30 protein-coding genes and 1 other RNA gene are annotated in these 25,454 nt (G+C 63.5%); 19 read left to right on the forward strand and 12 right to left on the reverse strand.

What is annotated here, in order from left to right; all coding sequences use genetic code 11:
- The first annotated feature begins 34 nt into the window (after window positions 1-34).
- The 13 genes from rpsN (at window position 35) to rimK (ending at window position 9,575) form a co-directional block, all read left to right on the forward strand.
- Window positions 35-340 (forward strand): 30S ribosomal protein S14, encoded by a 306-nt coding sequence (gene rpsN, locus OU999_01585; GenBank protein ID WAC23914.1) that lies wholly within the window; start codon window positions 35-37, stop codon window positions 338-340.
- Window positions 341-352: 12 nt separating this feature from the next.
- A complete protein-coding gene (gene rpsH, locus OU999_01590) occupies window positions 353-748 on the forward strand; it encodes a 30S ribosomal protein S8 (protein WAC23915.1) in 396 nt (131 codons plus the stop codon).
- A gap of 1 nt (window position 749) precedes the next feature.
- Window positions 750-1,283, forward strand: coding sequence for a 50S ribosomal protein L6 (gene rplF, locus OU999_01595; protein WAC23916.1), 534 nt, complete (start codon window positions 750-752; stop codon window positions 1,281-1,283).
- 3 nt (window positions 1,284-1,286) lie between these two features.
- On the forward strand, window positions 1,287-1,637 hold the full coding sequence (rplR, locus tag OU999_01600; GenBank protein WAC23917.1) for a 50S ribosomal protein L18: 351 nt from the start codon (window positions 1,287-1,289) through the stop codon (window positions 1,635-1,637).
- A 3-nt stretch (window positions 1,638-1,640) separates the two neighbouring features.
- Window positions 1,641-2,342 carry a 30S ribosomal protein S5 gene (rpsE, locus tag OU999_01605; protein WAC23918.1) on the forward strand — a complete coding sequence of 234 codons (702 nt, stop codon included), beginning with the start codon at window positions 1,641-1,643 and terminating at the stop codon, window positions 2,340-2,342.
- Between the two features lie 5 nt (window positions 2,343-2,347).
- On the forward strand, window positions 2,348-2,524 hold the full coding sequence (gene rpmD, locus OU999_01610; protein WAC23919.1) for a 50S ribosomal protein L30: 177 nt from the start codon (window positions 2,348-2,350) through the stop codon (window positions 2,522-2,524).
- Between the two features lie 165 nt (window positions 2,525-2,689).
- A complete protein-coding gene (rplO, locus tag OU999_01615; GenBank protein ID WAC23920.1) occupies window positions 2,690-3,190 on the forward strand; it encodes a 50S ribosomal protein L15 in 501 nt (166 codons plus the stop codon).
- Window positions 3,191-3,388: 198 nt separating this feature from the next.
- The gene (gene secY / locus OU999_01620; GenBank protein ID WAC23921.1) at window positions 3,389-4,756 is read left to right on the forward strand and encodes a preprotein translocase subunit SecY; all 1,368 of its coding nucleotides are present in this window, start codon (window positions 3,389-3,391) and stop codon (window positions 4,754-4,756) included.
- Window positions 4,757-4,817: 61 nt separating this feature from the next.
- The gene (locus OU999_01625; protein ID WAC23922.1) at window positions 4,818-5,465 is read left to right on the forward strand and encodes an adenylate kinase; all 648 of its coding nucleotides are present in this window, start codon (window positions 4,818-4,820) and stop codon (window positions 5,463-5,465) included.
- A gap of 151 nt (window positions 5,466-5,616) precedes the next feature.
- Window positions 5,617-6,501: a hypothetical protein gene (locus OU999_01630; GenBank protein ID WAC23923.1), complete on the forward strand. Its 885-nt coding sequence runs from the start codon at window positions 5,617-5,619 to the stop codon at window positions 6,499-6,501.
- Window positions 6,502-6,748: 247 nt separating this feature from the next.
- Window positions 6,749-8,104, forward strand: a complete 1,356-nt coding sequence (gene gdhA / locus OU999_01635) for an NADP-specific glutamate dehydrogenase (GenBank protein WAC23924.1) — start codon at window positions 6,749-6,751, stop codon at window positions 8,102-8,104.
- 84 nt (window positions 8,105-8,188) lie between these two features.
- Complete coding sequence (locus tag OU999_01640) at window positions 8,189-8,659, forward strand: RimK/LysX family protein (protein WAC23925.1); 471 nt, start codon at window positions 8,189-8,191, stop codon at window positions 8,657-8,659.
- A 10-nt stretch (window positions 8,660-8,669) separates the two neighbouring features.
- Complete coding sequence (rimK, locus tag OU999_01645; protein ID WAC23926.1) at window positions 8,670-9,575, forward strand: 30S ribosomal protein S6--L-glutamate ligase; 906 nt, start codon at window positions 8,670-8,672, stop codon at window positions 9,573-9,575.
- A gap of 23 nt (window positions 9,576-9,598) precedes the next feature.
- On the opposite strand, the gene OU999_01650 is transcribed toward rimK, so the two are convergent.
- The 4 genes from OU999_01650 to OU999_01665 all read right to left on the reverse strand — a co-directional run bounded on the left by OU999_01650 (window position 9,599) and on the right by OU999_01665 (window position 12,341).
- Window positions 9,599-10,123, reverse strand: coding sequence for an NUDIX hydrolase (locus OU999_01650; protein WAC23927.1), 525 nt, complete (start codon window positions 10,121-10,123; stop codon window positions 9,599-9,601).
- A 105-nt stretch (window positions 10,124-10,228) separates the two neighbouring features.
- Window positions 10,229-10,912 (reverse strand): hypothetical protein, encoded by a 684-nt coding sequence (locus OU999_01655; protein ID WAC23928.1) that lies wholly within the window; start codon window positions 10,910-10,912, stop codon window positions 10,229-10,231.
- A gap of 2 nt (window positions 10,913-10,914) precedes the next feature.
- Window positions 10,915-11,700, reverse strand: coding sequence for a TPM domain-containing protein (locus OU999_01660; protein ID WAC25321.1), 786 nt, complete (start codon window positions 11,698-11,700; stop codon window positions 10,915-10,917).
- 50 nt (window positions 11,701-11,750) lie between these two features.
- Window positions 11,751-12,341, reverse strand: a complete 591-nt coding sequence (locus tag OU999_01665; GenBank protein WAC23929.1) for a LemA family protein — start codon at window positions 12,339-12,341, stop codon at window positions 11,751-11,753.
- A gap of 160 nt (window positions 12,342-12,501) precedes the next feature.
- Between OU999_01665 and mscL the strand changes: the two genes are divergently transcribed.
- Together mscL and ssrA are read left to right on the forward strand one after the other, a co-directional pair.
- The gene (gene mscL, locus OU999_01670; protein WAC23930.1) at window positions 12,502-12,927 is read left to right on the forward strand and encodes a large conductance mechanosensitive channel protein MscL; all 426 of its coding nucleotides are present in this window, start codon (window positions 12,502-12,504) and stop codon (window positions 12,925-12,927) included.
- 153 nt (window positions 12,928-13,080) lie between these two features.
- Window positions 13,081-13,462: a transfer-messenger RNA gene (gene ssrA / locus OU999_01675) on the forward strand.
- Window positions 13,463-13,473: 11 nt separating this feature from the next.
- Here the strand turns inward: ssrA and OU999_01680 are convergent.
- From OU999_01680 to OU999_01695, 4 genes are all read right to left on the reverse strand, one after another.
- Window positions 13,474-13,701, reverse strand: a complete 228-nt coding sequence (locus tag OU999_01680) for a hypothetical protein (GenBank protein ID WAC23931.1) — start codon at window positions 13,699-13,701, stop codon at window positions 13,474-13,476.
- Window positions 13,702-13,791: 90 nt separating this feature from the next.
- Window positions 13,792-15,042, reverse strand: coding sequence for an N-succinylarginine dihydrolase (locus OU999_01685; protein WAC23932.1), 1,251 nt, complete (start codon window positions 15,040-15,042; stop codon window positions 13,792-13,794).
- A gap of 54 nt (window positions 15,043-15,096) precedes the next feature.
- Window positions 15,097-16,107, reverse strand: coding sequence for an arginine N-succinyltransferase (locus OU999_01690; protein WAC23933.1), 1,011 nt, complete (start codon window positions 16,105-16,107; stop codon window positions 15,097-15,099).
- Window positions 16,104-17,294 (reverse strand): hydrolase, encoded by a 1,191-nt coding sequence (locus OU999_01695; GenBank protein WAC25322.1) that lies wholly within the window; start codon window positions 17,292-17,294, stop codon window positions 16,104-16,106. Before OU999_01695 ends, OU999_01690 begins: the two co-directional genes overlap by 4 nt.
- 218 nt (window positions 17,295-17,512) lie before the next feature.
- Between OU999_01695 and OU999_01700 the strand changes: the two genes are divergently transcribed.
- Window positions 17,513-19,618, forward strand: a complete 2,106-nt coding sequence (locus OU999_01700) for a malate synthase G (GenBank protein ID WAC23934.1) — start codon at window positions 17,513-17,515, stop codon at window positions 19,616-19,618.
- Between the two features lie 82 nt (window positions 19,619-19,700).
- Here OU999_01700 and OU999_01705 read toward each other — a convergent pair whose 3' ends face one another.
- From OU999_01705 to OU999_01715, 3 genes are all read right to left on the reverse strand, one after another.
- Window positions 19,701-20,534: an alpha/beta fold hydrolase gene (locus OU999_01705; GenBank protein WAC23935.1), complete on the reverse strand. Its 834-nt coding sequence runs from the start codon at window positions 20,532-20,534 to the stop codon at window positions 19,701-19,703.
- A gap of 69 nt (window positions 20,535-20,603) precedes the next feature.
- Window positions 20,604-22,310, reverse strand: coding sequence for an alpha/beta fold hydrolase (locus tag OU999_01710; GenBank protein ID WAC23936.1), 1,707 nt, complete (start codon window positions 22,308-22,310; stop codon window positions 20,604-20,606).
- Between the two features lie 104 nt (window positions 22,311-22,414).
- The gene (locus OU999_01715; protein ID WAC25323.1) at window positions 22,415-22,702 is read right to left on the reverse strand and encodes a 4a-hydroxytetrahydrobiopterin dehydratase; all 288 of its coding nucleotides are present in this window, start codon (window positions 22,700-22,702) and stop codon (window positions 22,415-22,417) included.
- 48 nt (window positions 22,703-22,750) lie between these two features.
- Here OU999_01715 and ccmA point away from each other — a divergent pair, with 48 nt between their 5' ends.
- Window positions 22,751-23,413 (forward strand): heme ABC exporter ATP-binding protein CcmA, encoded by a 663-nt coding sequence (gene ccmA, locus OU999_01720; GenBank protein ID WAC23937.1) that lies wholly within the window; start codon window positions 22,751-22,753, stop codon window positions 23,411-23,413.
- Window positions 23,410-24,081, forward strand: a complete 672-nt coding sequence (locus OU999_01725) for a heme exporter protein CcmB (protein WAC23938.1) — start codon at window positions 23,410-23,412, stop codon at window positions 24,079-24,081. The genes ccmA and OU999_01725 overlap by 4 nt, the downstream gene beginning before the upstream one ends.
- Here the strand turns inward: OU999_01725 and OU999_01730 are convergent, their stop codons facing one another.
- Complete coding sequence (locus tag OU999_01730; protein WAC23939.1) at window positions 24,082-24,813, reverse strand: extensin family protein; 732 nt, start codon at window positions 24,811-24,813, stop codon at window positions 24,082-24,084.
- 117 nt (window positions 24,814-24,930) lie between these two features.
- Here OU999_01730 and OU999_01735 point away from each other — a divergent pair, with 117 nt between their 5' ends.
- A complete protein-coding gene (locus tag OU999_01735) occupies window positions 24,931-25,365 on the forward strand; it encodes a hypothetical protein (protein WAC23940.1) in 435 nt (144 codons plus the stop codon).
- Window positions 25,366-25,454: the final 89 nt, after the last annotated feature.

A 25,454-nucleotide genomic window follows, 5' to 3' on the forward strand; every position in this document is an offset into this window, starting at 1 on the left:
CGTCTCGCATTTTAGAAAGGCGAGAACTTAAGTCATGGCGAAACTGAGTTCCATCAACAAGAACGAACGTCGCAAGAAGATGGTCAAGCAGTATGCTGGCCGTTATGCGCGTCTTCGTGCGAAGGCAGAAGACAGCAGCCTGGACGAGACCGAGCGTCTCATCGCCCGGCTGAAGATGGCTGAACTGCCCCGCAATGCAAACCCCACGCGCGTTCGCAACCGGTGCAACACCACCGGCCGTCCCCGCGCTTATTACCGCAAGTTCGGGCTCTGCCGTATCGAGCTGCGTGATCTGGCCAACAAGGGCCTGATCCCCGGCGTTACGAAGTCCAGCTGGTAAGGATTTGATGATATGGCAATGACCGATCCTCTGGGCGATATGCTCACCCGCATCCGCAATGGCCAGCAGGCCAGGAAGGACAGCGTGATGTCTCCGGCGTCGAACCTGCGCGCTCGCGTGCTCGACGTTCTGCAGCGCGAAGGCTATATCCGCGGATATACCGAAGAGCTGCTGGGCCGCCACAAGGGCCTGCGCATCGAGCTGAAGTATTTCGAGGGCCAGCCCGCGATCAAGCATGTCGCGCGCGTGTCCAAGCCTGGCCGCCGCGTCTATTCGGGTTCCAAGGAACTGCCGATCGTGCGCAACGGCCTGGGTATCACCATCGTATCCACCCCCCGTGGTGTTCTGTCCGACGCGGAAGCGCGCGAACAGAATGTCGGCGGCGAGGTGCTGGCGGAGGTATTCTGATATGAGCCGCATTGGTAAAAAGCCTGTGGCAATTCCCGCAGGCGTCACTGCTTCGATGGCCGATGGCGTCATCACCATGAAGGGCCCCAAGGGCGAGCTGACGATGCAGACCGTTCCCGACATCGCCTATGAACTGGGTGATGGCGAGCTTTCGGTGAAGCCGGCCAACGGCACCCGCCGTGCCCGCGCTTTCTGGGGCATGCAGCGTACGCTGGTTCAGAACCTGGTGGTCGGTGTGACCGAAGGTTTCACCAAGACGCTGAACATCACCGGCGTCGGCTATCGTGCCAACGTCCAGGGTAGCAATCTGAAGCTGCAGCTCGGCTACAGCCATGACGTCGATTTCGCTATCCCCGATGGCATCGATATCAAGACCCCGGACCAGACCACGATCCACATTTCGGGCAGCGATCGCCAGAAGGTCGGTCAGGTTGCCGCCGAAATCCGTCGCTGGCGCAAGCCGGAGCCCTACAAGGGCAAGGGTATCAAATATGCGGGCGAGTTTATCTTCCGCAAGGAAGGGAAGAAGAAGTAAGCCATGGCGAAGCTCTCTTTGTTCGATCGTCGCCGCCAGCGCGTCCGCAGCTCGCTGCGGGCCCGGGCCGGTGGACGTCCCCGTCTTTCGGTGCACCGCACCGGCAAGCACATCTATGCGCAGATCATCGACGACGCAGCCGGCAAGACGCTGGCTTCGGCTTCGACGCTCACCAAGGGCAGCAAGGCTACGGGTGCAACCGTTGCCGACGCGATTGCCGTGGGCAAGCAGATTGCAGAAGCCGGCAAGCAGGCTGGCGTGACCACCGTTGTGTTCGACCGTGGCGGTTTCATTTTTCATGGCCGGGTCAAGGCCCTGGCCGATGCCGCTCGCGAAGGCGGTCTGGAGTTTTAAGCGATGGCAGATGAACTGAACAACGCAGAAGGCGGTGCCGACGGTAACCCTCAGGGTGAACGTCAGGGCCGTGGTGGTCGCGGTCGTGGCCGTGGCGGCAATGATCGTGGCGGTGAGCGCGGTGGCCGTGGTCGTCGTGACGATCGCAACAAGCGCGATGAAGAGCAGGGCGAAGAGCTGATCGAAAAGCTCGTTCACATCAACCGCGTGTCGAAGACCGTCAAGGGCGGTAAGCGCTTCGGTTTCGCCGCTCTGGTGGTGGTTGGCGACGGTCAGGGCCGTGCCGGCTTCGGTCATGGCAAGGCGCGCGAAGTGCCTGAAGCGATCAGCAAGGCGACCGCTGCTGCCAAGAAGAAGATGATCCGCGTTCCGCTGAAGGAAGGCCGCACGCTGCATCATGACGGCAAGGGCCATTTCGGTGCGGGCAAGGTGACGCTGCGCAGCGCGCCGCAGGGTACCGGCATCATCGCCGGTGGTCCGATGCGCGCCGTGTTCGAAAGCCTGGGCGTGGCCGACGTTGTGACCAAGTCCAACGGCACCTCCAACCCCTATAACATGATCCGCGCGACCTTCGAGGCGCTCGGCGAACAGACCAGCCCCAAGTCGGTGGCAGCACGTCGTGGCAAGAAAGTTGCCGACCTGCTGGGCCGTGGTGGTGCATCGGCTGCTGTCGCCGAGGTCGAAGCCGCCGCGATTACGGAGTAATCGACATGGCAACCATCAAGGTAAAGCAGACCGGATCGCCGATCCGTCGCCCGGAATCGCAGCGCAAGGTGCTGGCCGGTCTGGGCCTCGGCAAGATGAACCGCGTGTTGGAACACACGGACACGCCCGAAATTCGCGGCATGATCCAGAAGGTCCGTCACATGGTGACCATCGTCGACTGACCAACTTGTCCCTCTCCCTTCACGGGAGAGGGTTGGGAGAGGGGCTTGCGCTGAGGCTTGCCCCTCTCTACTGCGCCTAGCCAGCAGGCTGGAAAGGCTGCGTATCTCTCCCCTCAAGGGGAGAAATTTTGTATTAGCGCGAACAAAGCGAAAGCGAGTGCACCAATGAAACTGAATGAGATCAAGGACAATGATGGCGCCCGCAAGGGCCGGATGCGCGTCGGACGCGGCATCGGCTCGGGCAAGGGCAAGACCAGCGGACGCGGTCAGAAGGGCCAGACCAGCCGCTCGGGCGTCTCGATCGCCGGATTTGAAGGCGGCCAGATGCCGCTGCACATGCGCATCCCGAAGCGCGGCTTCAACAATCCGTTCGGCAAGGATTACGACATCGTCAACCTGGGCATGATCCAGAAGTTCATCGATGCCGGCAAGCTCGCCACCGATGCGACTGTCGATCAGGCCGCTCTGCGTGCAGCCGGTCTGTCGCGTGGTGGCAAGGATGGCGTGCGTCTGCTCGCCAAGGGTGAACTCTCGGCCAAGGTGACCTTTGCGGTTGCCGGTGCCTCCAAGTCGGCGGTGGAAGCCATCGAAAAGGCTGGCGGCAAGGTTGAAATCATCGCTCCGCGCGAGCCCTACCGCAAGCCGGAACGCGAAAAGAAAGCCTGACCCTTACGGTCGGCTTGTCAAGCACGCCCCGCCTCCCGATATGGTGAGCGCGGGGCGTCTTGCTTGAAGCGCCCCGAGACGGTATCGCTGCGCTTTGCCGCCACGGCGGACGAACGCAGGGCAGGGCGCTTCGGAAAGATTTTTCGGCCTCGCGCCATCATGGGCGCTGCATAGGCCGCTTTTTGGGAAACAGGTTTCATGGCATCACGGGCCGACAATCTGGCTAGCAATTTCAGCCTGGCAAAGTTTAGCCAGGCGACGGAGCTGAAGAACCGCATCTGGTTCACCATCGGCGCCCTCATCATCTTCCGCCTGCTGAGCTATGTTCCGCTCCCCGGCGTCGATCCGACCGCGCTGGCCACGCTGTACCAGCAGACCAAGGGCGGGGTTCTCGACATCTTCAACACCTTCTCGGGCGGTTCGCTGGAGCGCATGAGTCTGATCGCGCTCGGCGTGATGCCCTATATCACCGCCTCGATCGTGGTGCAGCTTGCCGCTTCGCTGTCGCCGCAGCTCGCCGCTATCAAGAAGGAAGGCGAATCGGGCCGCAAGAAGCTGAACCAGTACACGCGCTACGGCACCGTTTTCCTGACCGCGATCCAGGGCTATTTCATCGCTGTCGGTCTGGAATCCTATGCAGGTGCCAGCGGCATTCAGGCCGTGATCGACCCGGGCATCATGTTCCGCGTTGGTGCGGTCATCAGCCTTGTCGGTGGCACCATGTTCCTGATGTGGCTGGGTGAGCAGATCACCGCGCGCGGCATCGGCAACGGTATCTCGCTGATCATCATGGCGGGCATTGTCGCGCAGATGCCGGTGTTCGCCGCGCAGATGTTCGAAGGCGGCCGTACCGGTTCGATCTCGCCCTTTGCGATCATCGCGCTGATCGGCATGATCGTCGGCCTGGTGCTGCTGATCAGCTTCATGGAGCGTGCTCAGCGCCGCGTGCTGATCCAGTATCCCAAGCGTGCCACCCAGCGCGGTGTGATGCAGGCCGACCGCAGCCATCTGCCGCTCAAGATCAATACCGCTGGTGTGATCCCGCCGATCTTCGCGTCGTCGCTGCTGCTGATGCCGCTGACCATTTCGCAGTTTGCCGGCAACTCGACCGATCCCAATTCGGCAGTAGGCGGCGTGCTGGTGACGCTGAACCAGTATCTGGCGCATGGCCAGCCGCTGTACATGACGCTCTATGCGCTCGGCATCATCTTCTTCTGCTTCTTCTACACTGCCGTGGTGTTCAACCCGGAGGAAACGTCGGAGAACCTCAAGAAGAATGGCGGCTTCATCCCGGGCATCCGTCCGGGCAAGAACACCGCGACCTATCTGGATTATGTGCTCACGCGCATCACCGTGGTCGGCGCAGCCTATCTGACGCTGGTCTGCGTCCTGCCTGAATATGTGATCGCGCAGACCGGCATCCCGCTGTTCTTCCTGGGCGGCACGAGCCTGCTGATCGTCGTCAACGTCACCGTCGACACGATTACGCAGATCCAGAGCCATTTGCTGGCGCATCAATATGCCGACTTGATCAAGAAGGCGAAGCTCAAGGGGCGCTTGCGCTAAGCGACGCGCTGGGGAATAGAATGGGCCGGGCACAACCGGCCCAGTGGGGGATGGATTACCCATGAATATCATACTTTTGGGCCCTCCGGGGGCGGGCAAGGGCACGCAGGCACAGCGTCTGGTGGACGAACGCGGCATGAAGCAGCTTTCCACCGGGGACATGCTGCGTGCAGCGGTCAAGGCGGGAACGCCGATTGGCCTCAAGGCCAAGGCGGTGATGGAAGCCGGCGAACTCGTCTCGGACGAGATCGTCTCGGGCATCATCGGCGACGCGCTCGACGAACTGTCGCCCGATACCGGCATCATCTTTGATGGCTATCCGCGCACGGCGGCCCAGGCAGAATCGCTCGACGAGATCCTCGACGCGCGTGGTCGCAGCCTGCACCATGTGATCGAGCTTGAGGTCAATGAGGATGCGCTGGTCGATCGCATCACCGGCCGTTTCACCTGCGCCAATTGCGGCGAAGGCTATCACGACCGCTACAAGCTGCCCGCCAAGCAGGACGTGTGCGACAAGTGCGGATCGACCGAATTCAAGCGCCGTCCCGACGATAACGAAGAAACCGTGCGGACCCGCATGGCCGAATATCGCGCCAAGACCGCGCCGATCCTGCCCATCTATGAAGCCCGCGACATCGTTTCGCGCGTCGACGGCATGGCCAGCATGGATGCGGTTGCCGGCCAGATTGCGGCCGTTCTCGACGCCTGATTGACCGTTTTCTCCCCTGCCGGTTGCGGGAGGGGAGAAACGGCAGCGCCTTGGTCAGCCAAGGCAATCGCACGCCTGGCGCCGACGCGCCACTTGCCCCGGCACCATTTCAGCGGCATGGCTGATACCCTGATCCAGGGGAACCCAACGCATGCGTAACGCTCTTGCCTCTCTCGCCTTTGCCCTTGCCGCCATCGCGCCCGCGCAGGCCGAAGTGGTCGAGCAGGCCGATAACGGCTTTGTGGTTCAGCACAGCCTGACCGTGTCCACCGATCCCGATGCGACGTTCGCCATGCTGCGCACGCCGGCCAAGTGGTGGGACAAGGACCATACCTGGACCGGCAATGCCGAAAACCTGTACATGGACGCGCAGGCGGGTGGTTGTTTCTGCGAACTGATCCCCAACGAGGCGACCACTGAGAGCGGCGCTCCGCAGCGCACGCTGCGCGGCAGTGTGCAGCATATGCAGATCACTTATGTCGATCCGGGCAGGCTGCTGCGCATGTCGGGCGCGCTGGGCCCGCTGCAGAGCGAGGCTCTGGCCGGCGCGATGACCTTCACGCTGAAGCCGGTCAAGGGCGGGACGCGGATCACGATGGACTATGTCGTGGGCGGCTTCATGCGGATGAAGACGGCGGACATCGCGCCTGCGGTCGACAAGGTTCTGGTGGCACAACTGTCGCGGCTGGCCATGGCGCTTGGGCCGCTGGTCGGGGCAGGGGACGCGGCAGATACGGCGGACGAAAAGCCCGAGGATCCAGTACCTGCCACTGGAGATGAACCTGCCAGCGACAGCGCAGTCAGCGCGCTGGTCAGCGATCTTGCCCCCGATGATGCAGTCACAGATAGTAGCACCGATCTTGGCGACCCCGAGCCCGAGCTCAAGCCCGAAGCAAAGCCTGCACCCAAGCCTGCGCCCAAGCCAACGTCCAAGCCGGCCGCCGCCTCGGTTCCTGCGGCCAAGAGCGGCAAGCCCGCCACCCGTCCGGTGACCAGACCGGCCCGCGACGAGAATGAAAGCGAAAGCGGGCGCTGAACGCAGCGTATTTGCATCGACCATAGCGGTCTGAATTGCTGCAAGACGCGGCGTTTCTCACCGCCGATTTAACCGAACTTTGCCGGGCTTGTGGCCCCGCTTCTTGCTGCGCTTTGGCTGTGCGGATTAGCACTTTCGCTGCGCCCGTTTTGCGTTAGAGTTCCGCAGCAATGCAGGCGAATCAGGAGAGTTCGCTGCATTCGGGCCGGGTCGCGCAGTTCGCAGCATCACCTCAAAGGGGGGACCTATGGCCGTTACCGATCACGTAGATTTGCCGACCTTCATGGAAGGCGTGAAAAAGCGCAACCCGCACCAGCCGGAATTCGTCCAGGCCGTGCAGGAAGTCGCCGAAGACATTTTCGATTTCATGGCAGACAAGGAGCAGTACCACTCGCAGCAGATCCTGCGGCGTATTGCCGAGCCTGATCGGGTTGTCTCGTTCCGCGTCTGCTGGGAGGACGATAACGGCAATATCCGCGTGCAGCGCGGCTGGCGCGTGCAGAACAACAACGCCATCGGCCCGTACAAGGGCGGCATCCGCTTTCACCCCTCGGTGACCGAATCGGTGCTGAAGTTCCTGGCCTTCGAACAGACCTTCAAGAACGCGCTCACCGGCCTGCCCATGGGCGGCGGCAAGGGCGGATCGAACTTCAACCCCAAGGGCAAGAGCACGCGCGAGATCATGCGCTTCTGCCAGAGCTTCATGACCGAGCTGTATCGCCATATCGGCGCAGACGTCGATGTGCCCGCGGGCGATATCGGTGTGGGTGGCCGCGAGATCGGCTATATGTTCGGCCAGTACAAGCGCATCACCAACCAGTTCACCGGCGTGCTGACCGGCAAGGGCCTCGAATGGGGCGGCTCGCTGATCCGCACCGAGGCAACCGGCTATGGCGCGGTCTATTTCCTCGCCAACATGCTGGCGCACAAGGGCGATGACCTGGTCGGCAAGACCGCCGTCATTTCGGGCTCCGGCAACGTTGCAACCCATGCAGCGGAAAAGATCGTGCAACTGGGCGGCAAGGTGCTCACGCTGTCCGATTCGGGCGGCTTCATCCACGATCCCGACGGCATCACGCAGGAGAAGATCAACTGGGTGAAGGACCTCAAGAACGTGCGGCGCGGTCGCATCGAGGAATATGTCGCCCAATATCCCAATGCCAGCTTCACCGCCGGCAAGACGCCCTGGGGCGTGCCGTGCGACGTCGCCTTGCCCTGTGCCACGCAGAACGAGCTGCTGGGCGAGGATGCCAAGATGCTGGTCGCCAATGGCTGCATCGCGGTGGCCGAAGGGGCCAATATGCCGACCGATCTTGACGGTGTGCATATCTTCAAGGCGGCCAAGATCCTCTATGCGCCGGGCAAGGCGTCCAATGCTGGCGGCGTTGCGGTTTCGGGCCTTGAAATGAGCCAGAATTCCGAACGTCGCGCCTGGAAGGAAGACGAGCTGCAGCAGATGCTCAAGGACATCATGATGGGCATCCACAACAGCTGCCTGACGCATGGCGACCAGGGCGGTGGCTATGTCGATTATGTGAAGGGCGCCAACATCGCCGGCTTCAAGAAAGTCGCCGATGCCATGCTCGCCTTTGGCGTAGTCTGAGACAATGCGGGGGGCGGCGGGCAGGACGAACTGCTCGCCGCAACCCTGTTGCATTGTTGCCGTTGCCTGCTAACGGGCGCGGCGATGGCCCGGTCTTCCCGCACCCCACGAGCAGACCGGCAACCGATTGATATCGGCTGGGTCGAATGCGTCGACCTGCCTGATCTGGGCCTTTCGAAGATCAAGGCCAAGATCGACACTGGCGCTGCCACCTCTTCCATCCACGCAACGCGGGTCAACCCCGTGACGATCGACGGCAAGCTGTTCGTCGAATTCTGGTTCCGCGCGCATCGCGGGGAACCGGCGCGTAAATATCGCGCGCCGGGCGTGGAGCAGCGCCGGGTCAAGAGCTCGAACGGCGCGATCGAACTGCGCTATGTCATAGAAACGACGATGATCCTTGGTAGCGTGCGCTGGAAGGGGCACATGACCTTGGCCAATCGCAACACCATGAACTTCCCCATATTGATTGGCCGCCGAGCGCTGCGGCGCGGTTTCCGCGTCGACTGCATGCGCAAATGGACGCTCGGCCCGCCAGAGGAAACCGACAGATGAAGTACCCCCGATGAAAATCGCGATGCTGGCGCGAAACCCCAATCTCTATTCGCATGTCCGCCTGTGCGAGGCTGCGAAGGCGAGGGGGCATGAAATCGACATTCTCAACACGCTGCGCGTGACGCTGAACGTCACCTCGCACCGGCCCGGCGCGCAATATCATGGCGAGCCGATCGCGCATTATGACGCGGTGATCCCGCGTATCGGTGCGTCGATCACGCAATATGGCCTGGCCGTGCTGCGCCAGTTCGAGATGATGGGCGTGTGGCCGCTCAATGAAAGCGTCGCCATCGGGCGTTCGCGCGACAAGCTGCGCTCGATGCAGATCTTTGCCAAGCATGGCCTGGGCCTGCCGGTGACGGCCTTTGCCCATGACCCCAAGCAGACCGATGAGGTGCTGAAGATCGTCGGCGGCGCACCGGTTGTCATCAAGCTGCTGGAAGGCACGCAGGGCATCGGCGTGGTGCTGGGCGAGACCGAGAAATCGGCCAAATCGGTGATCGAGGCGTTTCGCGGTGCGAACGTCAACATCCTGGTGCAGGAGTTCATCAAGGAGGCCGATGGCAGCGACATCCGCATCTTCGTGATCGGCGGCAAGGTGGTGGCATCGATGATGCGCACCGGGGCCAAGGGCGATTTCCGCTCCAACCTGCATCGCGGCGGCAGCGCCAAGGCGATCAAGATCACGCCCGAAGAGCGCTCCACCGCGGTCCGTGCGGCCAAGGTCATGGGGCTGAATGTCGCAGGCGTCGATATCCTGCGCTCCAATCACGGGCCGGTGATCATGGAGGTGAACAGCTCGCCCGGGCTGGAGGGCATTGAAAATGCCACCGGCAAGGACATTGCCGGCATGATCATCGATTTCCTCGCCGCCAACCGCCAGGCGGGCAAGACCAAGACCAAAGGCAAGGGCTGATCGGAAAGCTGGGGCGGGGGGCCTCAGCCCAGCATCCCTGCTCCCAGCAACAGCAGCAGCTTGACGTCGACGCCACAGCCCTCGGCGCGCTTGGTGGCGATGAACGCCTCCAGATCGGCCAGCGGCACGATATGGACGGTGATATCCTCGCCCTCGACGCCGCCGCCCTCATGAACGCGTTCCAGATCGTGCGCCCGCATCAGATGGAAGGATTCGCTGACCATGCCGGGCGAGGAATAGAACTCGCCCAGATTCTCGATCCGTCTGGGCCGAAAGCCGGTTTCCTCTTCAAGTTCGCGCGCAGCAGCCCGTTCGGGCGCTTCACCCTGCGTTTCGTCGCCGACCAGCCCTGCGGGAAGCTCGATGCAGTTGCGGCCCAAAGGCATGCGAAACTGCTCGACCAGCACCACCGATCCATCCTGCACGGCCAGGATGACCGCCGCGCTGATGCCGCGGCTGCGCGAGACATATTCCCATTTGCCCCGCGTCTTGGCGGTGATGAAGCGGCCCTGCCAGGCGATTTCCTCGGGTTCTTTCAGGGATTCCATTGCGGTCAAAGCGATTGTGCTCCTGATGCCGTCATTCCCGTGGACGCGGGAGCCCCGCCTCTGCGGAGGTGACGAGGGAAGGACCGAAGAGTGAGCGCCCCGCCTTCAAAGCTCGATCAACCGGTCAGGCAGTTCGTTGGGGTTGTCGTCGCTCTTGGGGAAATGCTCGGCCAGCACCTTGCCGACATCGCGGACAGCCGCCGCCATGCCTTCGCCAGCACGGCCTGCGCGCAGCTCGGCTATCATGTCGGCCATGGCTTCGCCCCAGACATCGGGGCTGACCTTGGCCGCGATGGCGCTGTCGGCGACGATTTCGGCCCGGTGTTCGGCCATGGAAAGGTAGATCAGCACGCCCGTCAGCCCGCGCGTGCGCTTTTCCGCGCTTACCCGGAACAGGTTGATCGCCCGCTGCCGCACGCGCGCGCGTTTCACCGCGCTGGGGGTCAGCGCCAGCCGGACCAGCTTCCACCCGACAATCAGATGGACCAGCCCGAACTTGGCGGCGAGCGCCAGCATGATCAGCGTCAGATATTCGCTGGCGGTATAGACATGCTCCCAGCCACCAGTGGCCTGGGCCAGCAGCGCTTCGAACCATTCGGGGAAAACCGCGATACAGGCGAGCGCGAGGAACATCACCGCGACCGCCCAATAGATCGGCGTCTCGCGATAATCATCCGAGTGTCCGGCGATGACCGTGACGATCTCGCCATCGGTCTGCTTCTCCGCCTCCGCCACGGCTGCGGTGACGATGCAATGCTCGTCGGGACTGATGCTTTCGACCTTGGCCATGTTTACCATCCCCCTGACGAGCCGCCGCCGCCGAAGCTGCCGCCGCCACCGCCAAAGCCGCCACCGCCACCAAAGCCGCCGCCACCGCCGCCCCAGGAAGAGCCCGAAGACGCGCCCCAGGTGGTGATGCCGCCGATGCCCGATCCGCGATACCGGCTGCCCTTGCCGCGCATGCCGTGGAGCATCGGAATGACGAAGAAGAAGAAAATGATGATCGCCCAGAAGATGAACAGGCCGATGCCGTCGCCGTCATCGGCCTTGCGCGATTCCTCTTCGACTTTCGATGCATAGGCGCGCGCTTCCTCTTCGGGCAGCGTCAGCTGGGTGATGATCGCATCGGTTCCCGCCGCGATGCCGCCGGGCATGTCCTTGTCGCGAAAGCGTGGCAGAATGTCCTGCTGGATGATCTGGCTGGACAGGGCATCGGTCAGCACACCTTCCAGGCCATAGCCGACCTCGATCCGCACCTTGCGGTCATTGGGCGCCACGATCAGCAGCGCGCCATTGTCCTTTTCCAGCGAGCCCTTTTCCGCCTGGCCGATGCCCCATTTGCGGCCGAGCTGATAGCCATATTCCTCGATCTCATAGCCCTGCAGATCGGGCAGCGTGACGACGACTAGCTGGCGCGTCGACTGCTTTTCCAGTGTCTCCAGCTTGGCGGTCAAGGCCGCTTCCTGCGCGGGATCGAGCAGATTGGCGGAATCGACGACCCGGCCCGTCAGCTTGGGAAAGGTCTGGGCGAATGCGGTGCCATGCGCAGCCGCGACCAGCAGCAGCGTTACCGCCAGCCACTGGCCGAGCCACGATTTCAGGCCACCCGCAGGAGCGGTGAGGCGTGTCACTTGCCGAAATCGACCTTGGGAGCCTCCTCGGCGCCTTGGGTCGTGGCCTTGAACGGCACCATCGGCTTGGCACCATGGATCAGGTTCGCGCCGATCGAATCGGGAAAGGTGCGGATGGTGGTGTTATATTCGCGCACCGCCTCGTTATAGTCGCGACGCGCCACCGAAATGCGGTTCTCGGTGCCTTCGAGCTGGCTCATCAGCGTCGTGAAATTCTGCTGGCTCTGCAGCTGCGGATAGGCTTCGACCACGGTGCGCAGCTGGCCCAGCGCCTGGGTGAGCTGGTTTTGCGCCTGGCTGAACTTCTCGAAGGTTTCCGGATCGGACAGATCTTCGGTGGTGATGTTGATTGCCGTCGCGTTGGCGCGCGCCTGGGTCACCTGGGTCAGGATCTTCTCTTCCGATGCCGCCCCGGCCTTCACCGTCGACACCAGATTGGGGACCAGATCGGCACGGCGCTGATACTGGTTTTCCACATCCGCCCATTTCGCCTTGGCGTTTTCTTCCGCCGTGGGGACCGAGTTGATGCCGCACGCAGTAAGCGACAGCGCTGCCACCAGGGGCAGGGCATAACGGGTGATACGCATAGTCAGTAATTCCCTCCGATTGATAACGCGCGACCGTTATATCGTGTTAATACGGCAAGGCTGCAAGGGCATGTTTTACATGTTGCCCTCGCAAGGCGCTCGACATCTCCACGTCGGTTGGGATTATAGGGCCATCTGCTGACAGCAAAAGGGGAAAGACGTGCTTCAGGAATTCAAGGCGTTCATCGCGCGCGGCAATGTGCTCGATCTGGCGGTTGCGGTGATCATCGGCGCGGCCTTCGCCACCATCACCACCTCATTGACCGAAGACATCATCATGCCGGTGGTCGGCGCGCTTTTCGGGGGGGCAGACTTTTCCAGCTATTTCATCATGCTGGGCCCGGTGCCTGAAACCTATGCCGGATCGCTTAGCGATTATGCCGCGCTCAAGAAGGCAGGGGTGCCGCTGCTCGGCTATGGCCAATTCATCACCGTGATCATCAATTTCGTGATCCTGGCCTTCATCATCTTCCTCATCGTGCGCACCGCGAACAAGCTGCTCAAGAAGCCGGAGGAACCGGCTGCGCCGTCTGGCCCGAGCGAAGTCGAGCTGCTCGCGGAAATCCGCGATCTGCTGAAGAAGTGACCGCATTCTCCCCTCCCGCGCGCGGGAGGGGTGGACGGAGCGCAGCGACGGACGGGGTGGGGTAGGCGTTCGACCGGTGGACGCCCCCACCCCGGCCTTCGGCCACCCCTCCCCGCGGGGAGGGGAAAGAGCAGCACCGAAATTCTTGCCCGCTCACTTCCCATTCACCAAAGCATCGCTATATACGCCTCTGCCGGCTCGTCCGGCTATGACGATAAACTGCGGCGTGCAATAGGCACAGCGGACCCGGGGGCGGTACCCGGCGGCTCCACCATGATCCTCGCGCAGGCGGGGCTTTTGATGGGGCCGAACTAGGATCGACGTGTGTTGAAAGACGTTGTTTTCGTCCGGGCTGAGTAACCCGTTAAAGGCTCAAACACGATAAGTGCCAATGACAATGACGCACTCGCCCTCGCTGCATAATTCAGCGGCCTAACGGCCAAGAAATATCTAGCAAGAGCGCGGTTGAACCCACCGGGCAACAGAAGCGGAGTTCAGCGGTTTGGAGAGCACCGGGCAACAGAAGCTCTCCACTTTCCCATCATATCATTCCGGCCCGTAAGCCTTCTGGTAATCGATCGCGTCGAGCATCTTGGCGCCGGCCATGAACACCGCGCCGGTGCAGGCCACAAACAGCAGCCAGCCGCCATAGCCGGGATATTGATCGAGATAGAGCTTGCCGCGTTCGCAGGCGCCCAGGGCCAGGGCATAGGTGATCAGATACACTTCGAACTTGGTCTTGATGATGAACAGGCGGCGTATCTTCTCAAACATGGCTCTTCCCCCGCAAGCCCTGTGCCAAGGGCGGTTTTCTGCGGAACAGGATAGTTAAGAAAGGGTTAAACTGTAAAGCCTGCCGACAGGTCATCCCAGCGCTTCGAGGTCCAGGGCCGACAGCAGCGCCGCGCGCGCCGTGCGGACGGTGTCTGCAAGAGCGGGATCGGCCAGCGCATCGGGTGCGATGCTCTCCGGCCAATATTCGGCGATGATGCGTTCGGCCAGGTCGAGCCGTTCGGGCGTGGCGATGAAGCGCGGGTCGACGGTGGCAGGATCGGCGACGACGCGGAGCCTGAGGCACGCGGGGCCGCCGCCATTGGCCATGGACTGGCGGACATCGACCGGCACCAGCTTTCGGATCGGGCCATTGCCGGCGACCATCGCCTCCAGCCAGCCCCATACGGTGGGCACGGCTTGCGCCTCGCTCGGCAGCACCAGCGCCTGACCGCCACCGGGCAGGCTGACCAGCTGGGCATTGAACAGATAGCTCTTGATCGCATCGGCGAGCGAGACCGCGCTGGCCGGCACCTCGACGATCTGGAGCGGCGGGAAGGCGGCGCGGATGGCGGCATAAGCGGCTTCGCGGTCCTCGAACGCCTGTTCATGCGTAAACAGCACCGTTTCATTGGCGACCGCGACGACATCATTGTGGAATGCGCCCGCGGCGATCGCGGTCTCGCTCTGCTGGATGAACAATGTGCGCTCGGGGGCAAGTCCGTGCCGCCTGGCGATCGCCTTGCCTGCCTCGATATGCTGGCGGGCGGGGAAGCGGCCACCCGCCTTGCCATAGACGAAAATCTCGACGCCGGGCGCGCCATGGCCATCGCACAGCCGCATATGGTTGGCCGCGCCCTCATCGCCGAACGGGGCAGGCACGGGGCCGTGCACCGCGAAATGCCGCTGGTCGGCAAAGGCGATCTGCAACTGGGCCAGCGTCCCGGTCCATTCATGGCTGCGGTGCGGCATGGTCATGAGGTTGGCGATCGTGAGGTGGCAGCGGCCATCACGGGTGTCCGGGGCAGGCGAGACGGTGGCCGCATTGGCCGCCCACATCGATGAGGCGGAAAAGCTGGCGGCGCGCAGATGCGGTTCGGCGCTCGCCATGTCGGTCGCCAAGCGGTCAAGCCAGCCGATATTGGGCCGGTCGAGCGGCATGAAGAAACCCTGCGGCAGGCCCAGCGCCAGGTTTGCGCGCATTTTGGCGATGCCCTGCAGCGCCGCCGCGCGCGGCGCGCTCACCGATCCGGCATTGTTGGCCGAGGCGATATTGCCGAGGCTGAGCCCCGCATAATTATGGCTGGGGCCGATGATTCCGTCGAAATTGATTTCGGTGAGCATCTCTCGTCCTGTTTTTCTTTTTCCTCTCCCTTCAAGGGAGAGGGGTTTTCGGTGTCACCGTTCGATCCAGCGCAGGGCATCGCCTGCACCTACCCGCAGCACATCGGCTGCTTGCGCATCCAGCGTGACCCCGTCTGCGCCATCCGCCACCTTGCCATAGGCGCAGCGGAAATCGGCGAGGCGGCCCGAAGCGACCAGCGACATCGTGCCGCTGTCGCCAAGCCCTGCGACCCTGGCATCGCGGGCATTGCGGATCGAATGAACCTGATCGGTGCGCGCGGTCATGGTCGGTCCGCCATCGAAGATGTCGACATAGTTTTCGTGCGCAAAGCCTTCATTTTCCAGCATCCGCATCGCCGCGCGGCCGCTGACATTGGGCCTGCCCAGCACATGGCGCGCGCTGTCGCTCAGCATGGCGACATAGACCGGGTGCTTGGGCATCAGATCGGCGATGAACTGGTTGCCGTGCAGCGCATTGAACGTGTCGGCCTCGTCGAAGCTCATGCCGAAGAACCGCCCGGCGATGCTGTCCCAGAAGGGCGAATCGCCGGCATCGTCGATGATGCCGCGCAGTTCGGCCAGAATGCGGTCGGCAAAGCGCGCGCGGTGCAGGCCGATGAACAGATAGCGGCTGCGCGCCAGCAGCATGCCAAGCCCGCCGGCACGCTCATTGGGGTGGAGGAACAGCCCGCCGACCTCGCTCGACCCTTCAAGATCGGTGACAAGGCTCAGAATCTCGGCGCGGAAGGTGCGGCCCAGTTCGGCGCTGTGCTGGGTCAGCGTGCTCAGCCGATAGCTGTAGAACGGCCATTTCTGCCCGACTTGGGTCAGCAGCTGGCATGTGCCGCGAATCTCGCCGGTCTCGGTGTTTTCCAGTACCAGCACGAACAGCTCGTCGCTCAGGGAATCGTCGTCGCGCCCGAAACAGGCGGTCGATCGCTCGAGCTTGCCTTCCAGCGACTTGCGGTCGGCGGGCAGGTTGGTGAACCCCCCGCCGGTCAGCTTGGCCATTTCGTAAATGGCCTGCAGATCGTCAGGCGTTGCCGCCCGGATGACAAAACTCATAACCCCCTCTTTTCGGCAAGCCGCAATATGGTGAGCGCAGACAGCCGGGCGCGTTCGGCCAGGCTGTCGGTGATCAGGAATTCGTCCGCGCTGTGGATCGCGCCGCCACGCACGCCCATGGTGTCGACCACCGGCACGCCGCAGGCCGCGATGTTGTTGCCGTCGCACACGCCGCCGGTTCCGCGCCAGGCGATGTCGAGCCCCAGCGCCGCGCCGCAATCCTTGACCAGCCCGAACAGCTTTTCAGCGCCGGGATCGATCGGCTTGGGCGGGCGGCCGAAGCTGCCGTGCACATGCACGCCCACCTCGTGCGCTGCCGCAATCTCGTCGCCCAGCCTGCGCAGCGCTTCATCAGCGAAAGCCTGCATCTCAAGGCTTTGCGGGCGGAAGTTGACGCGCAATATGGCGTGATCGGGCACGACATTGTTGGCGCTGCCACCGTCGATCTTCGCAGGGTTCACCGACAGTCCGTCACGGGTCAGCGCCTTCAGCCGCACCGCGAGATCGGCGGCGGCGACCAGCGCGTTGCGTCCTTCATGCGGGTTGCGCCCGGCATGGGCGGAGCGGCCGGTGATGATGATCGCAAAATTGCCCGATCCGCCGCGTTCGCCGGCCAGGGTGCCGTCGGGCAGGGCAGGCTCATACGTCAGGGCGGCGACCTTGCCCGCAGCAAGGCTGGCGATCAGCGGCGCGGACGAGCCTGAACCAACCTCCTCGTCGCTGTTGATCAGCACGTCATAGCCGATCGATGCAGCGAGCGGCGAGGCTTCGACGGCCTTGAGCGCCGCCAGCATCACCGCGATGCCGCCTTTCATGTCGGCGACGCCGGGGCCATTGAGCACGCCCGGCTCAATCCAGCGCAATGCCTGGAAACCGTGATCGGCGGGGAAGACCGTGTCCATATGCCCGGTGAGCAGCAGCCGCAGATTGGCGCCGGGACGAACGGTCACGACCAGATGCTGGCCGCGCGCAATCGTGTCAACGCTGCCATCGGCGCGCACCGCTTCAACCGGCGCACCATCGACCAGCCGGACCTCGCCGGGCAGGGCGGAGAAGCTGTCGGCCAGCAGCGCGGCAGTCTGGGCAAGGCCGGCAAGATTGCCCGATCCGCTGTTGATCGCGGCCCAGCGCTCGACCTGTTCCAGCATCGCGGTCTGGTCGATCCGGTCCAGACAGGCGCGCTCCATCGATGTCAGGCTGGCGGATGCGGTCAGGCTTGAGGTGCTGCTCGTCATCCGCCACCCCATAGCCCGGTTGCAGGCCCGCCGCCACCCATGCCGAGCAAAAGCACATTTACTTTGGCCGGTTGCATTGCCATAGGCTGTCGGCCATTCCTCCCCGGGAAAACTCTCTTACTCTGCGCGCCTGCCGCCGGGGTGATTGTATCAAGCAAAGAGGACCGGGAATGAGCGAATATCTCCAGAGCAACGGCATCAGCATCGATTCCGCGCTGCATGGTTTCATCACCGAATCGGTGCTGGCCCCGCTTGCGCTGGATGCGGATCGCTTCTGGGCGGATTTTGCCGCACTGCTCGAACGCTTCGTGCCTGTGAACCGCAAGCTGCTGGAAAAGCGCGAGGATCTTCAGGCGAAGATCGACGACTGGCACCGGGCGCGTAAGGGCCAGCCGTTCAATGCCATGGAATACCGGACGTTCCTGTATGACATCGGCTATCTGGTCACCGAGCCGCAGCCGTTCAGCATCGGTACGGAGAATGTCGATCCGGAAATCGCAACCATGGCGGGGCCGCAGCTCGTCGTTCCCTCGCTCAACGACCGGTTCGTGCTCAACGCCGCCAATGCGCGCTGGGGCAGCCTGTACGATGCCTATTACGGTACCGATGCGCTCGACGCCGCCGCGGCGCAGCCCGGCGGCTATGACCCCGTGCGCGGCGCGGCGGTGGTGAAGGCGGCCAAGGCTTTTCTGGATGAGGCCGTTCCGCTCGCGGCTGGCAGCTGGGCCGACTATACCGGCGGCATGCCTGCGCTCGCCGATCCGGCACAGCTGGTCGGTACGCGCGGTGCCAGCCTGTTGCTGCGCCACAATGGCCTGCATATCGAGATCGTGATCGATCCTGCGCACCCGATCGGCAAGGACGATCCCGCTGGCATCGCCGATGTGCTGATGGAAGCCGCGCTCACCACGATCGTCGACATGGAGGATTCGGTCGCGGCGGTCGATGCCGAGGACAAGATCCTCGCCTATACCAACTGGCTGGGCCTGATGCGCGGCGATCTGCAGGCGAATTTCCCCAAGGGCGGCAAGACGCTGACCCGCGCGCTCGAAGCGGACCGCGACTATGTCGCGCCCGATGGCACCGCGTTCACCTTGCCGGGGCGCAGCGTCCTGTTCGTGCGCAATGTCGGCCATCTGATGACCAACCCGGCGGTGCTGCTCGCCGATGGATCGGAAGCGCCCGAGGGCATTCTCGACGCGGTGTTCACCAGCGCGATCGGCTGCCATGACCTCGAGGGCCTGGGCCGTTTCCGCAACAGCCGTGCGGGATCGATCTATATCGTCAAGCCCAAGATGCACGGGCCCGAAGAATGCGCCTTCACCAACGAGCTGTTCAACGCGGTAGAGGACATGTTGGGCCTTGCGCGCCACACCATCAAGGTCGGCGTGATGGACGAGGAGCGCCGCACCTCGGCGAACCTCGCCGCGTGCATCCATGCGGTGAAGGACCGGATCGTGTTCATCAACACCGGCTTCCTCGACCGCACCGGCGACGAGATCCACACCTCGATGCAGGCGGGCGCGATGATCCGCAAGGGCGACATGAAGGCTTCGGACTGGATCAAGTCGTACGAGGCGCGCAATGTCGGCATCGGCCTGAAATGCGGGCTCGATGGCAAGGCGCAGATCGGCAAGGGCATGTGGGCCGCGCCCGACATGATGCGCGACATGATGGAACAGAAGATTGGCCATCCGCTGACCGGCGCGAACACCGCCTGGGTACCATCGCCCACCGCCGCGACGCTGCACGCGATGCACTATCACAAGGTCGACGTCTTCGCCCGCCGCGCCGAAATCGCGAGCCAGCCGGTGCCGACGCTCGAGCCGCTGCTCAATGTGCCGCTGGCCGCCGGTCAGAACTGGTCGCCGGATGATATCCGCGCCGAGCTGGACAATAATGCGCAAGGGATCTTGGGCTATGTCGTTCGCTGGGTCGATCAGGGCATCGGCTGTTCCAAGGTGCCCGACATTCACGATGTCGGCCTGATGGAAGACCGCGCGACACTGCGCATCTCATCGCAGGCGCTCGCCAACTGGCTGCTGCACGGTGTTTGCACGGCGGAGGAAGTGGACGCGGCGCTGCTGCGCATGGCGGCCAAGGTCGATGCGCAGAATGCGGGCGACCCGCTCTACACACCGATGTCCGACAATCCGGACGGCTCGTTCGCCTTCCAGGCGGCGCGCGATCTGGTGTTCAAGGGTGTCGAGCAGCCCAGTGGCTATACCGAACCGCTGCTGCACGCCTATCGCCAGAAGGTAAAAGCCGCGGCCTGATCCGTACCTGAAAAAATCCCCGTCACTCCCGCGAACGCGGGAGTGACGGTAAGGGTGCTGGAAGTTGGACCCGGCCCAGCCGTTACTCGTCCACCGCATCCAGATGGGCGCGGATCGCGGCCAGGCTTTCGTCGAGATGGCTGAGCAGGAACAGGTGCCCGCCATCCTCGATGATCTTGAGCTCCGAATTGGGGATCAGCGTCTTGAGGATATGGCCATTGGCGACCGGCACGATCTGGTCGTCGCCGCCCATCAGCACCAGTGTCGGCTTGTTCATGAACGGCAGGAACGGCGCGCTGGTCCAGCCGAGCATGGCGAGCAGCTGGTAGAAATAGCCGATCTTCGACGGCGGCGTGATGCGCCCGGTATGGCCGGTCGCGCCTTCGGTCGATCCGCCATAGAGCGTCGCGAAATGCTTCTCCATATAGCTGGGGTCGATATAGCGGCGCGGATCGGCCATCTTGCTGAGCGCAGAGATATTGCCGGGGATCATGAACATGCCGGCGGTGGTCGCGGCTAGAACGAGCCGGTTGACGTTGGCCGAATGCTGGAGCGCGAAATGCTGCGCCATCGCGCCGCCCCAGCTCACGCCCATCACGTCGACCGTGTCGATACCGAACCGGTCGAGCAGCAGCCAGGCCACACGCGCCATCAGAAAGGCGTTATAGGGCACGCGCGGATCGGGCGAACCGCCGACGCCGGGCATGTCGAAGGTGATGAACGGCCGCTCTTCCAGCAGGTCGGCAAAGGGCGCGACCGCTTCCATGTTCGCCCCGATGCCGTTGAAGAACAGCAGCGGCGGCTTGGTCAGCCCTTCGTCAAAGCGCCAGCGCGCCACGCGCAGGGTACGCCCATCGGCCTGTTCCATCGTGATTTCGGGGCCGGATGCGGCGGCGGGCTTGGGTTTGGTGGCCAAAACGGAATTCCAGTCGGTTGATGTCAGATCGGACAAACCCTCCCCGATCTGGGGAGGGTTTGCAACGCTTCACTCCAGTACATACAGGCCGGGCGCGGGTTCCAGCGCGGGGTGTTTCTTGCTGCCGGTCGAGGCTGGCGCGGCCTTCTTGTCGCCCGAGCGCGCCTGGACCCATTCCATCCAATAGGGCCACCAGCTGCCCTTGACCTCTTCGGCCTTGGCCAGCCAGTCGTCGACATCGGCCGGGGCCTTGCCCGCCTTGGTCGGCGTGCTGCCCTTCATCTTGAAATATTTGGCCTTGGGGTTGGTCGGCGGGTTGAGGATCGCCTGCATGTGTCCCGATTGCGAAAGGATGAAGTCGACATTCTTCGATCCGAACAGCTGGGTCGAGCGATAACAGGCGCGCCATGGCGTGATATGGTCGGTCACGCCGCCCAGGATGAACAGGTCGTTGGTCACCTTGGACAGATCGATCTTGTGATCGACCATCTCGACCTCGCCCTTCTTCGTGAAGGCGAGCGTCTCGAAGATGGTGAGGAAGTCGCCCATCAGGCTGGCCGACAGGTTGGTGGCGTCGGCATTCCAGAACAAGACGTCGAATGCCGGCGGGTCCTCGCCCATCAGATAGTTGTTGATGACATAGTTCCAGATCAGGTCGTTGGGGCGCAGCCAGGCAAAGCCGCGCGACAGGTCGCTGCCCTTGATCACGCCCTTGCGCGCCGCGCGCTGCTTGGCGAGTGCCAGGCCATTGTCGCTCATCAGCGATCCGGCCTCGATATCGGTCTGCTTGGGGTGCAGCACGCACACCATCAGCGTTACCGAGCCGATCCGGTCATCGCCCGAGGCCTCCAGCTTGGACACCAGCATCGCCAGCGTCTGCCCGCCGGAGCACCCGCCCGAGACATTGACCTTCTTGGAGCCCGTAATCTCGCACACCACATCCAGCGCGCGTGTGCAGGCGGCGATATAATCAGCCATGGCCCAGGCGCCATGTTCCTTTTGCGGGTTGCGCCAGGAGATGACGAAGGTCTGGATGCCGTTGTCGACCTGCCACTTCACCACCGATTTTTCCGGCGACAGGTCGTTGATATACATCTTGTTGATCTGCGGCGGGATGGTCAGCTGCGGGATCGCGTACACCTCGTCCGTGGTCGGCGCATACTGGACCAGTTCCATGATCTCGTCGCGATAGACGACATTGCCCTTGGAGGTCGCGACATTCTCGCCCAGCTTGAAGGGCTTCTTGTCGACCTGGCTGACCATCCCGTCATTATAGACCATGTCGTTATAGGCGTTCTTCAGCCCCTTGAGCAGCGACAGGCCGCCCGAATCGACGATGCGTTTCTGCGCGGTCGGGTTGCCGATCAGGCTGTTGGTGGGCGCGAGCGCATCGATGATGATCGCGGAGATGAAATTCGCCCGGTCGCGCTCGAGCGCGTCGAGTTCCAGCTCGTCGATCCAGGTCTTCATGCCCTTTTGCACGGCGAGATAATATTGCGCGCCCGCCTTGAAGAACGGGTTGAACCGCCAGGCCGGGTCCATGAAGCGCTTGTCCTTGGGGTCGGGCGTCAGCTCCGACTGGCCCATCATGATCTTGACGACATCTTCCGAAAAGGCCTGGGCGTGGCGCATCGTGCGCGCAGGATCGCTGGCGGTCTCGCGCAGCAAAAGGCCGATCGCGCCGATAAAATCCTCGCGCGCCAGCCCCATCAGCGGACCCAGCGCCGTGGTGGACTGGGCCGCTTCATCGACCAGATCCGGGGTGTCACCTGCCATAGACTGTCTCTCCCAAAATGGCTTGCCGCCCCGTTCATGCAGGGTCGGTCCGGGAGCACAGTATAGCGCGGCTGCGGCGGGCACAATGGCCGCAATTTCAGGTGTCAGACGAGCGCGTCGATGGCGCGCGCGAGGTCGATATCGCGCTGCGACAGGCCGCCCGCGTCATGCGTCGTCAGCAATATCTCGACCCGGTTGTAGACATTGGACCATTCGGGATGATGATCGGCCTTTTCCGCAAGGATGGCCACGCTGGTCATGAAGCCGAACGCGCGGGTGAAATCTGTAAACTTGAACGAGCGGGTGATGCCGTCGCGCGCCGGTTCGTGGCGCCATTCGGCCAGGCTGGCCAAGGCTGCAGCGCGCTCGGCGTCATCCAGTTTGCGAACCATCATCGTCTCCTCTTGGCAGCGGGCGGCAAATGCGCCATCCGGGGGCAGATGGCGCATGATGCTGCAATATCCAAGGGCTTTGATGCCAACAGCTTTGAAGGGGGCGCGGCGCTGGCATGCACCGGGCTTGCCTGTCTGCGCGGCGGCCGGATGCTGTTTCGCGGGGTCACGTTCAACCTGTCGGCGGGCGAGGCGTTGCATGTTACCGGACCCAATGGCCTTGGCAAATCGAGCTTGATCCGGGTGCTCGCCGGACTGCTGCCGGCTTATGCGGGCGAGGTGACGGCGACCGGGCGCATGGCGCTGGCAGACGAGAAGGTCGCGCTGGATGCTGGCCAGCCACTTGCCCGCGCGCTGATGCACTGGACCCGTCTCGATGGCAGCGCCGATGCCGATGTAACCGGCGCGCTGGCAGGGGTCGATCTGGCGCATCTGGCCGATGTCCCGGTGCGCTTTCTTTCGACCGGGCAGCGCAAGCGCGCGCTGCTTGCACGGATCAGCCTGTCGCGCGCCGGGATCTGGCTGCTCGACGAACCGGCCAATGGCCTCGACACCGCCTCGATCGCGCGGCTGGGCACGCTGATGGAGCGGCACAGGGCAGGGGGCGGCATCGTGCTCGCCGCCTCGCACCAGCCGCTGCCGCTGGAAGGCGCGCAGACGCTGCCGCTGGCTGATTTCGTGCCCGCGCCTGAAGCCGAAGAGCCCGCATGATCGCTGCGCTGGGCACGCTCATCCGCCGCGAGCTCATGCTCGCCTTTGGTCTGGGCGGCGGCGCGCGCGGCTCTGCCGGCTTCGTGATGCCGATCATCTTCTTTCTGGCGGTCGCGACCATCTATCCCTTTGCCGTCGGGCCGGATGCGCAATTGCTAGGCCGCACCGGCGGCGGAGTGATCTGGGTCGCGGCCTTGCTCGCCAGCATCCTGCCGATCGACCGGCTGGTCCAGGCCGATGTCGACCAGGGCATGATCGACCAATATGTCGTGCGCGGCCTGTCCGAAGAGCTGATCGCGCTGGCCAAGACGATCGGGCATTGGCTGAGCTTCGGCCCGCCGCTGATGCTGGCAGCGGTGATTTCCGCAGGTTTGCTCGGCCAGTCGGCAGAGCAGCTGATGATCGTCGAGATTGGCCTGGCCTGTGCGACGCCGGCGCTGGCCGCCCTTGGGGTCATGATCGCCGCACTGACCGCAGGGCTTCGCCATGGCGCGGCGCTGGGTGGCTTGCTGCTGCTGCCCCTCGCAGTGCCGCTGCTGATCTTCGGTGCGGGCAGCCTGACGCCGGGCAGCCAGAACGGGCTCTTACTGCTTGCCGCCGCCAGTCTGTTGCTCACCGTCATCTGCCCGATTGCGGCAGGCGCTGCGATCCGCGCCGGGCGGGAGTGATCAGCGACAGGCGCGCCAGCCCATCGTCCCGCGATCAGCCAGATCGAGGTGAAGATGATCGGCATGCGCAGCGTTGTAATCGGGCGAAAGCGTGGTCGAAAACAGCGCGCATGCGCCATCACGCACCGCGCGCAGAAAGCCTGCTCTGTCCGCATCGCCATTCCAGTCCTTGAGTACCGAAATGCGCCGCCCATCGGCGAGCACGAAAGCGCTGACGTCGAGCGCATCGGCAGTGGCATGTTCGCTCCACGGCCCTTCGCCGCGCCCGTACATGCGGCGGCAGGAATAGCTGCCAAAGGTCTCGATCTTCACGACTTTGCTGCCCAGTATCGCCTGTGCGCGGGGCTGTACCACCTGTGCCTGCCAGAGCAGCAGCCCGATAGCCATCGGGCAGGACGGCGCGACCGAGGCCGGGGCGAGCGGGAGCAGCATCTGGCCAGCGTCGGCCCTTACCGCATCTTCGACGCGGCATTGGTCCGCACCGAAAGGATCGCGCGAGCTGAACTCCAGGCCAGAGCTTTCCAGCAGCGCCAGGCACTGATTGCGCTGCCCGGTCAGGTCGACGATCTTGCCGCGCGTTGCCATGCCGATGGGATCGGTAAGGCTGAGCGGCGTCCAGGGCAGGTCCTCGCGTCCAGGTTTCAGCCAGACATAGCCGACCAGCAACGCACAGCCGATCACGGCGAGCCAGATGAGCCGTTTGAGCCAGCTGAAGATTTTGGGAATACGCATATCGCTGTCTAACGCGAACCTGTGCCGGAAGATGCAGCGCGATTACCTTTGGCGTAATTGTTCCGCGTCGGCAAACAACCGACAAGCAACGCATTGGACGCAATGGGAGAGACGCAGATGACCAACTGGACCACGCAGATGACGCTCTGGTGCTTCGGGGTGATGCTATTCGGGCTGGTGCTGATGGGCGGCGCGTTTGCGCCCACCGCTGCACCGGTGACGCTGCTGCTGGAGGTGCTGGGGGCAGATGCGCCGATCCGCTACGATCCGCTCCACCGCTTCAGCCTGGCGCTGATGGGCGCCGTGTCGCTGGGCTGGGGCGCAAGCCTGCTCGCGGTCGCGCGGATCACGCCGGACCTGTCGGCACCACATGCGCAGAAGCTGTGGCGGATGGTGACCTGGGCGGTGCTGCTGTGGTTCGTCGTCGACAGTTCACTCTCGGTCGCGACTGGCTTCTGGCGCAATGCTATCCCGAACACAGTGCTGCTGGCCTGGTATCTGCTGCTGCTCGCGCGGCTGCCAGGAAGTGCGGGCCAGATGGCGCGGGCATGATCACGGTTCCCCCTCACCCAGCTTCGACTAGGCAGCGAGCTGCCAAGTCTGCGCAACCCTCTCCCGCAAGGGGAGAGGGGAGGACGGGG

Origin of the sequence: Blastomonas sp. SL216 (genome assembly GCA_026625625.1) — a bacterium.
GTDB lineage: Bacteria > Pseudomonadota > Alphaproteobacteria > Sphingomonadales > Sphingomonadaceae > Blastomonas.

What these genes read in the sequence shown, in the direction of transcription:
- rpsN (WAC23914.1), top strand. Translation starts at nt 35, where the DNA reads ATGGCGAAACTGAGTTCCATCAACAAGAACGAACGTCGCAAGAAGATG.
- rpsH (WAC23915.1), top strand. Translation starts at nt 353, where the DNA reads ATGGCAATGACCGATCCTCTGGGCGATATGCTCACCCGCATCCGCAAT.
- rplF (WAC23916.1), top strand. Translation starts at nt 750, where the DNA reads ATGAGCCGCATTGGTAAAAAGCCTGTGGCAATTCCCGCAGGCGTCACT.
- rplR (WAC23917.1), top strand. Translation starts at nt 1,287, where the DNA reads ATGGCGAAGCTCTCTTTGTTCGATCGTCGCCGCCAGCGCGTCCGCAGC.
- rpsE (WAC23918.1), top strand. Translation starts at nt 1,641, where the DNA reads ATGGCAGATGAACTGAACAACGCAGAAGGCGGTGCCGACGGTAACCCT.
- rpmD (WAC23919.1), top strand. Translation starts at nt 2,348, where the DNA reads ATGGCAACCATCAAGGTAAAGCAGACCGGATCGCCGATCCGTCGCCCG.
- rplO (WAC23920.1), top strand. Translation starts at nt 2,690, where the DNA reads ATGAAACTGAATGAGATCAAGGACAATGATGGCGCCCGCAAGGGCCGG.
- secY (WAC23921.1), top strand. Translation starts at nt 3,389, where the DNA reads ATGGCATCACGGGCCGACAATCTGGCTAGCAATTTCAGCCTGGCAAAG.
- OU999_01625 (WAC23922.1), top strand. Translation starts at nt 4,818, where the DNA reads ATGAATATCATACTTTTGGGCCCTCCGGGGGCGGGCAAGGGCACGCAG.
- OU999_01630 (WAC23923.1), top strand. Translation starts at nt 5,617, where the DNA reads ATGCGTAACGCTCTTGCCTCTCTCGCCTTTGCCCTTGCCGCCATCGCG.
- gdhA (WAC23924.1), top strand. Translation starts at nt 6,749, where the DNA reads ATGGCCGTTACCGATCACGTAGATTTGCCGACCTTCATGGAAGGCGTG.
- OU999_01640 (WAC23925.1), top strand. Translation starts at nt 8,189, where the DNA reads ATGGCCCGGTCTTCCCGCACCCCACGAGCAGACCGGCAACCGATTGAT.
- rimK (WAC23926.1), top strand. Translation starts at nt 8,670, where the DNA reads ATGAAAATCGCGATGCTGGCGCGAAACCCCAATCTCTATTCGCATGTC.
- OU999_01650 (WAC23927.1), bottom strand. Translation starts at nt 10,123, where the DNA reads ATGGAATCCCTGAAAGAACCCGAGGAAATCGCCTGGCAGGGCCGCTTC.
- OU999_01655 (WAC23928.1), bottom strand. Translation starts at nt 10,912, where the DNA reads ATGGCCAAGGTCGAAAGCATCAGTCCCGACGAGCATTGCATCGTCACC.
- OU999_01665 (WAC23929.1), bottom strand. Translation starts at nt 12,341, where the DNA reads ATGCGTATCACCCGTTATGCCCTGCCCCTGGTGGCAGCGCTGTCGCTT.
- OU999_01680 (WAC23931.1), bottom strand. Translation starts at nt 13,701, where the DNA reads ATGTTTGAGAAGATACGCCGCCTGTTCATCATCAAGACCAAGTTCGAA.
- OU999_01685 (WAC23932.1), bottom strand. Translation starts at nt 15,042, where the DNA reads ATGCTCACCGAAATCAATTTCGACGGAATCATCGGCCCCAGCCATAAT.
- OU999_01690 (WAC23933.1), bottom strand. Translation starts at nt 16,107, where the DNA reads ATGAGTTTTGTCATCCGGGCGGCAACGCCTGACGATCTGCAGGCCATT.
- OU999_01695 (WAC25322.1), bottom strand. Translation starts at nt 17,294, where the DNA reads ATGGAGCGCGCCTGTCTGGACCGGATCGACCAGACCGCGATGCTGGAA.
- OU999_01700 (WAC23934.1), top strand. Translation starts at nt 17,513, where the DNA reads ATGAGCGAATATCTCCAGAGCAACGGCATCAGCATCGATTCCGCGCTG.
- OU999_01710 (WAC23936.1), bottom strand. Translation starts at nt 22,310, where the DNA reads ATGGCAGGTGACACCCCGGATCTGGTCGATGAAGCGGCCCAGTCCACC.
- OU999_01715 (WAC25323.1), bottom strand. Translation starts at nt 22,702, where the DNA reads ATGGTTCGCAAACTGGATGACGCCGAGCGCGCTGCAGCCTTGGCCAGC.
- ccmA (WAC23937.1), top strand. Translation starts at nt 22,751, where the DNA reads ATGGCGCATGATGCTGCAATATCCAAGGGCTTTGATGCCAACAGCTTT.
- OU999_01725 (WAC23938.1), top strand. Translation starts at nt 23,410, where the DNA reads ATGATCGCTGCGCTGGGCACGCTCATCCGCCGCGAGCTCATGCTCGCC.
- OU999_01730 (WAC23939.1), bottom strand. Translation starts at nt 24,813, where the DNA reads ATGCGTATTCCCAAAATCTTCAGCTGGCTCAAACGGCTCATCTGGCTC.
- OU999_01735 (WAC23940.1), top strand. Translation starts at nt 24,931, where the DNA reads ATGACCAACTGGACCACGCAGATGACGCTCTGGTGCTTCGGGGTGATG.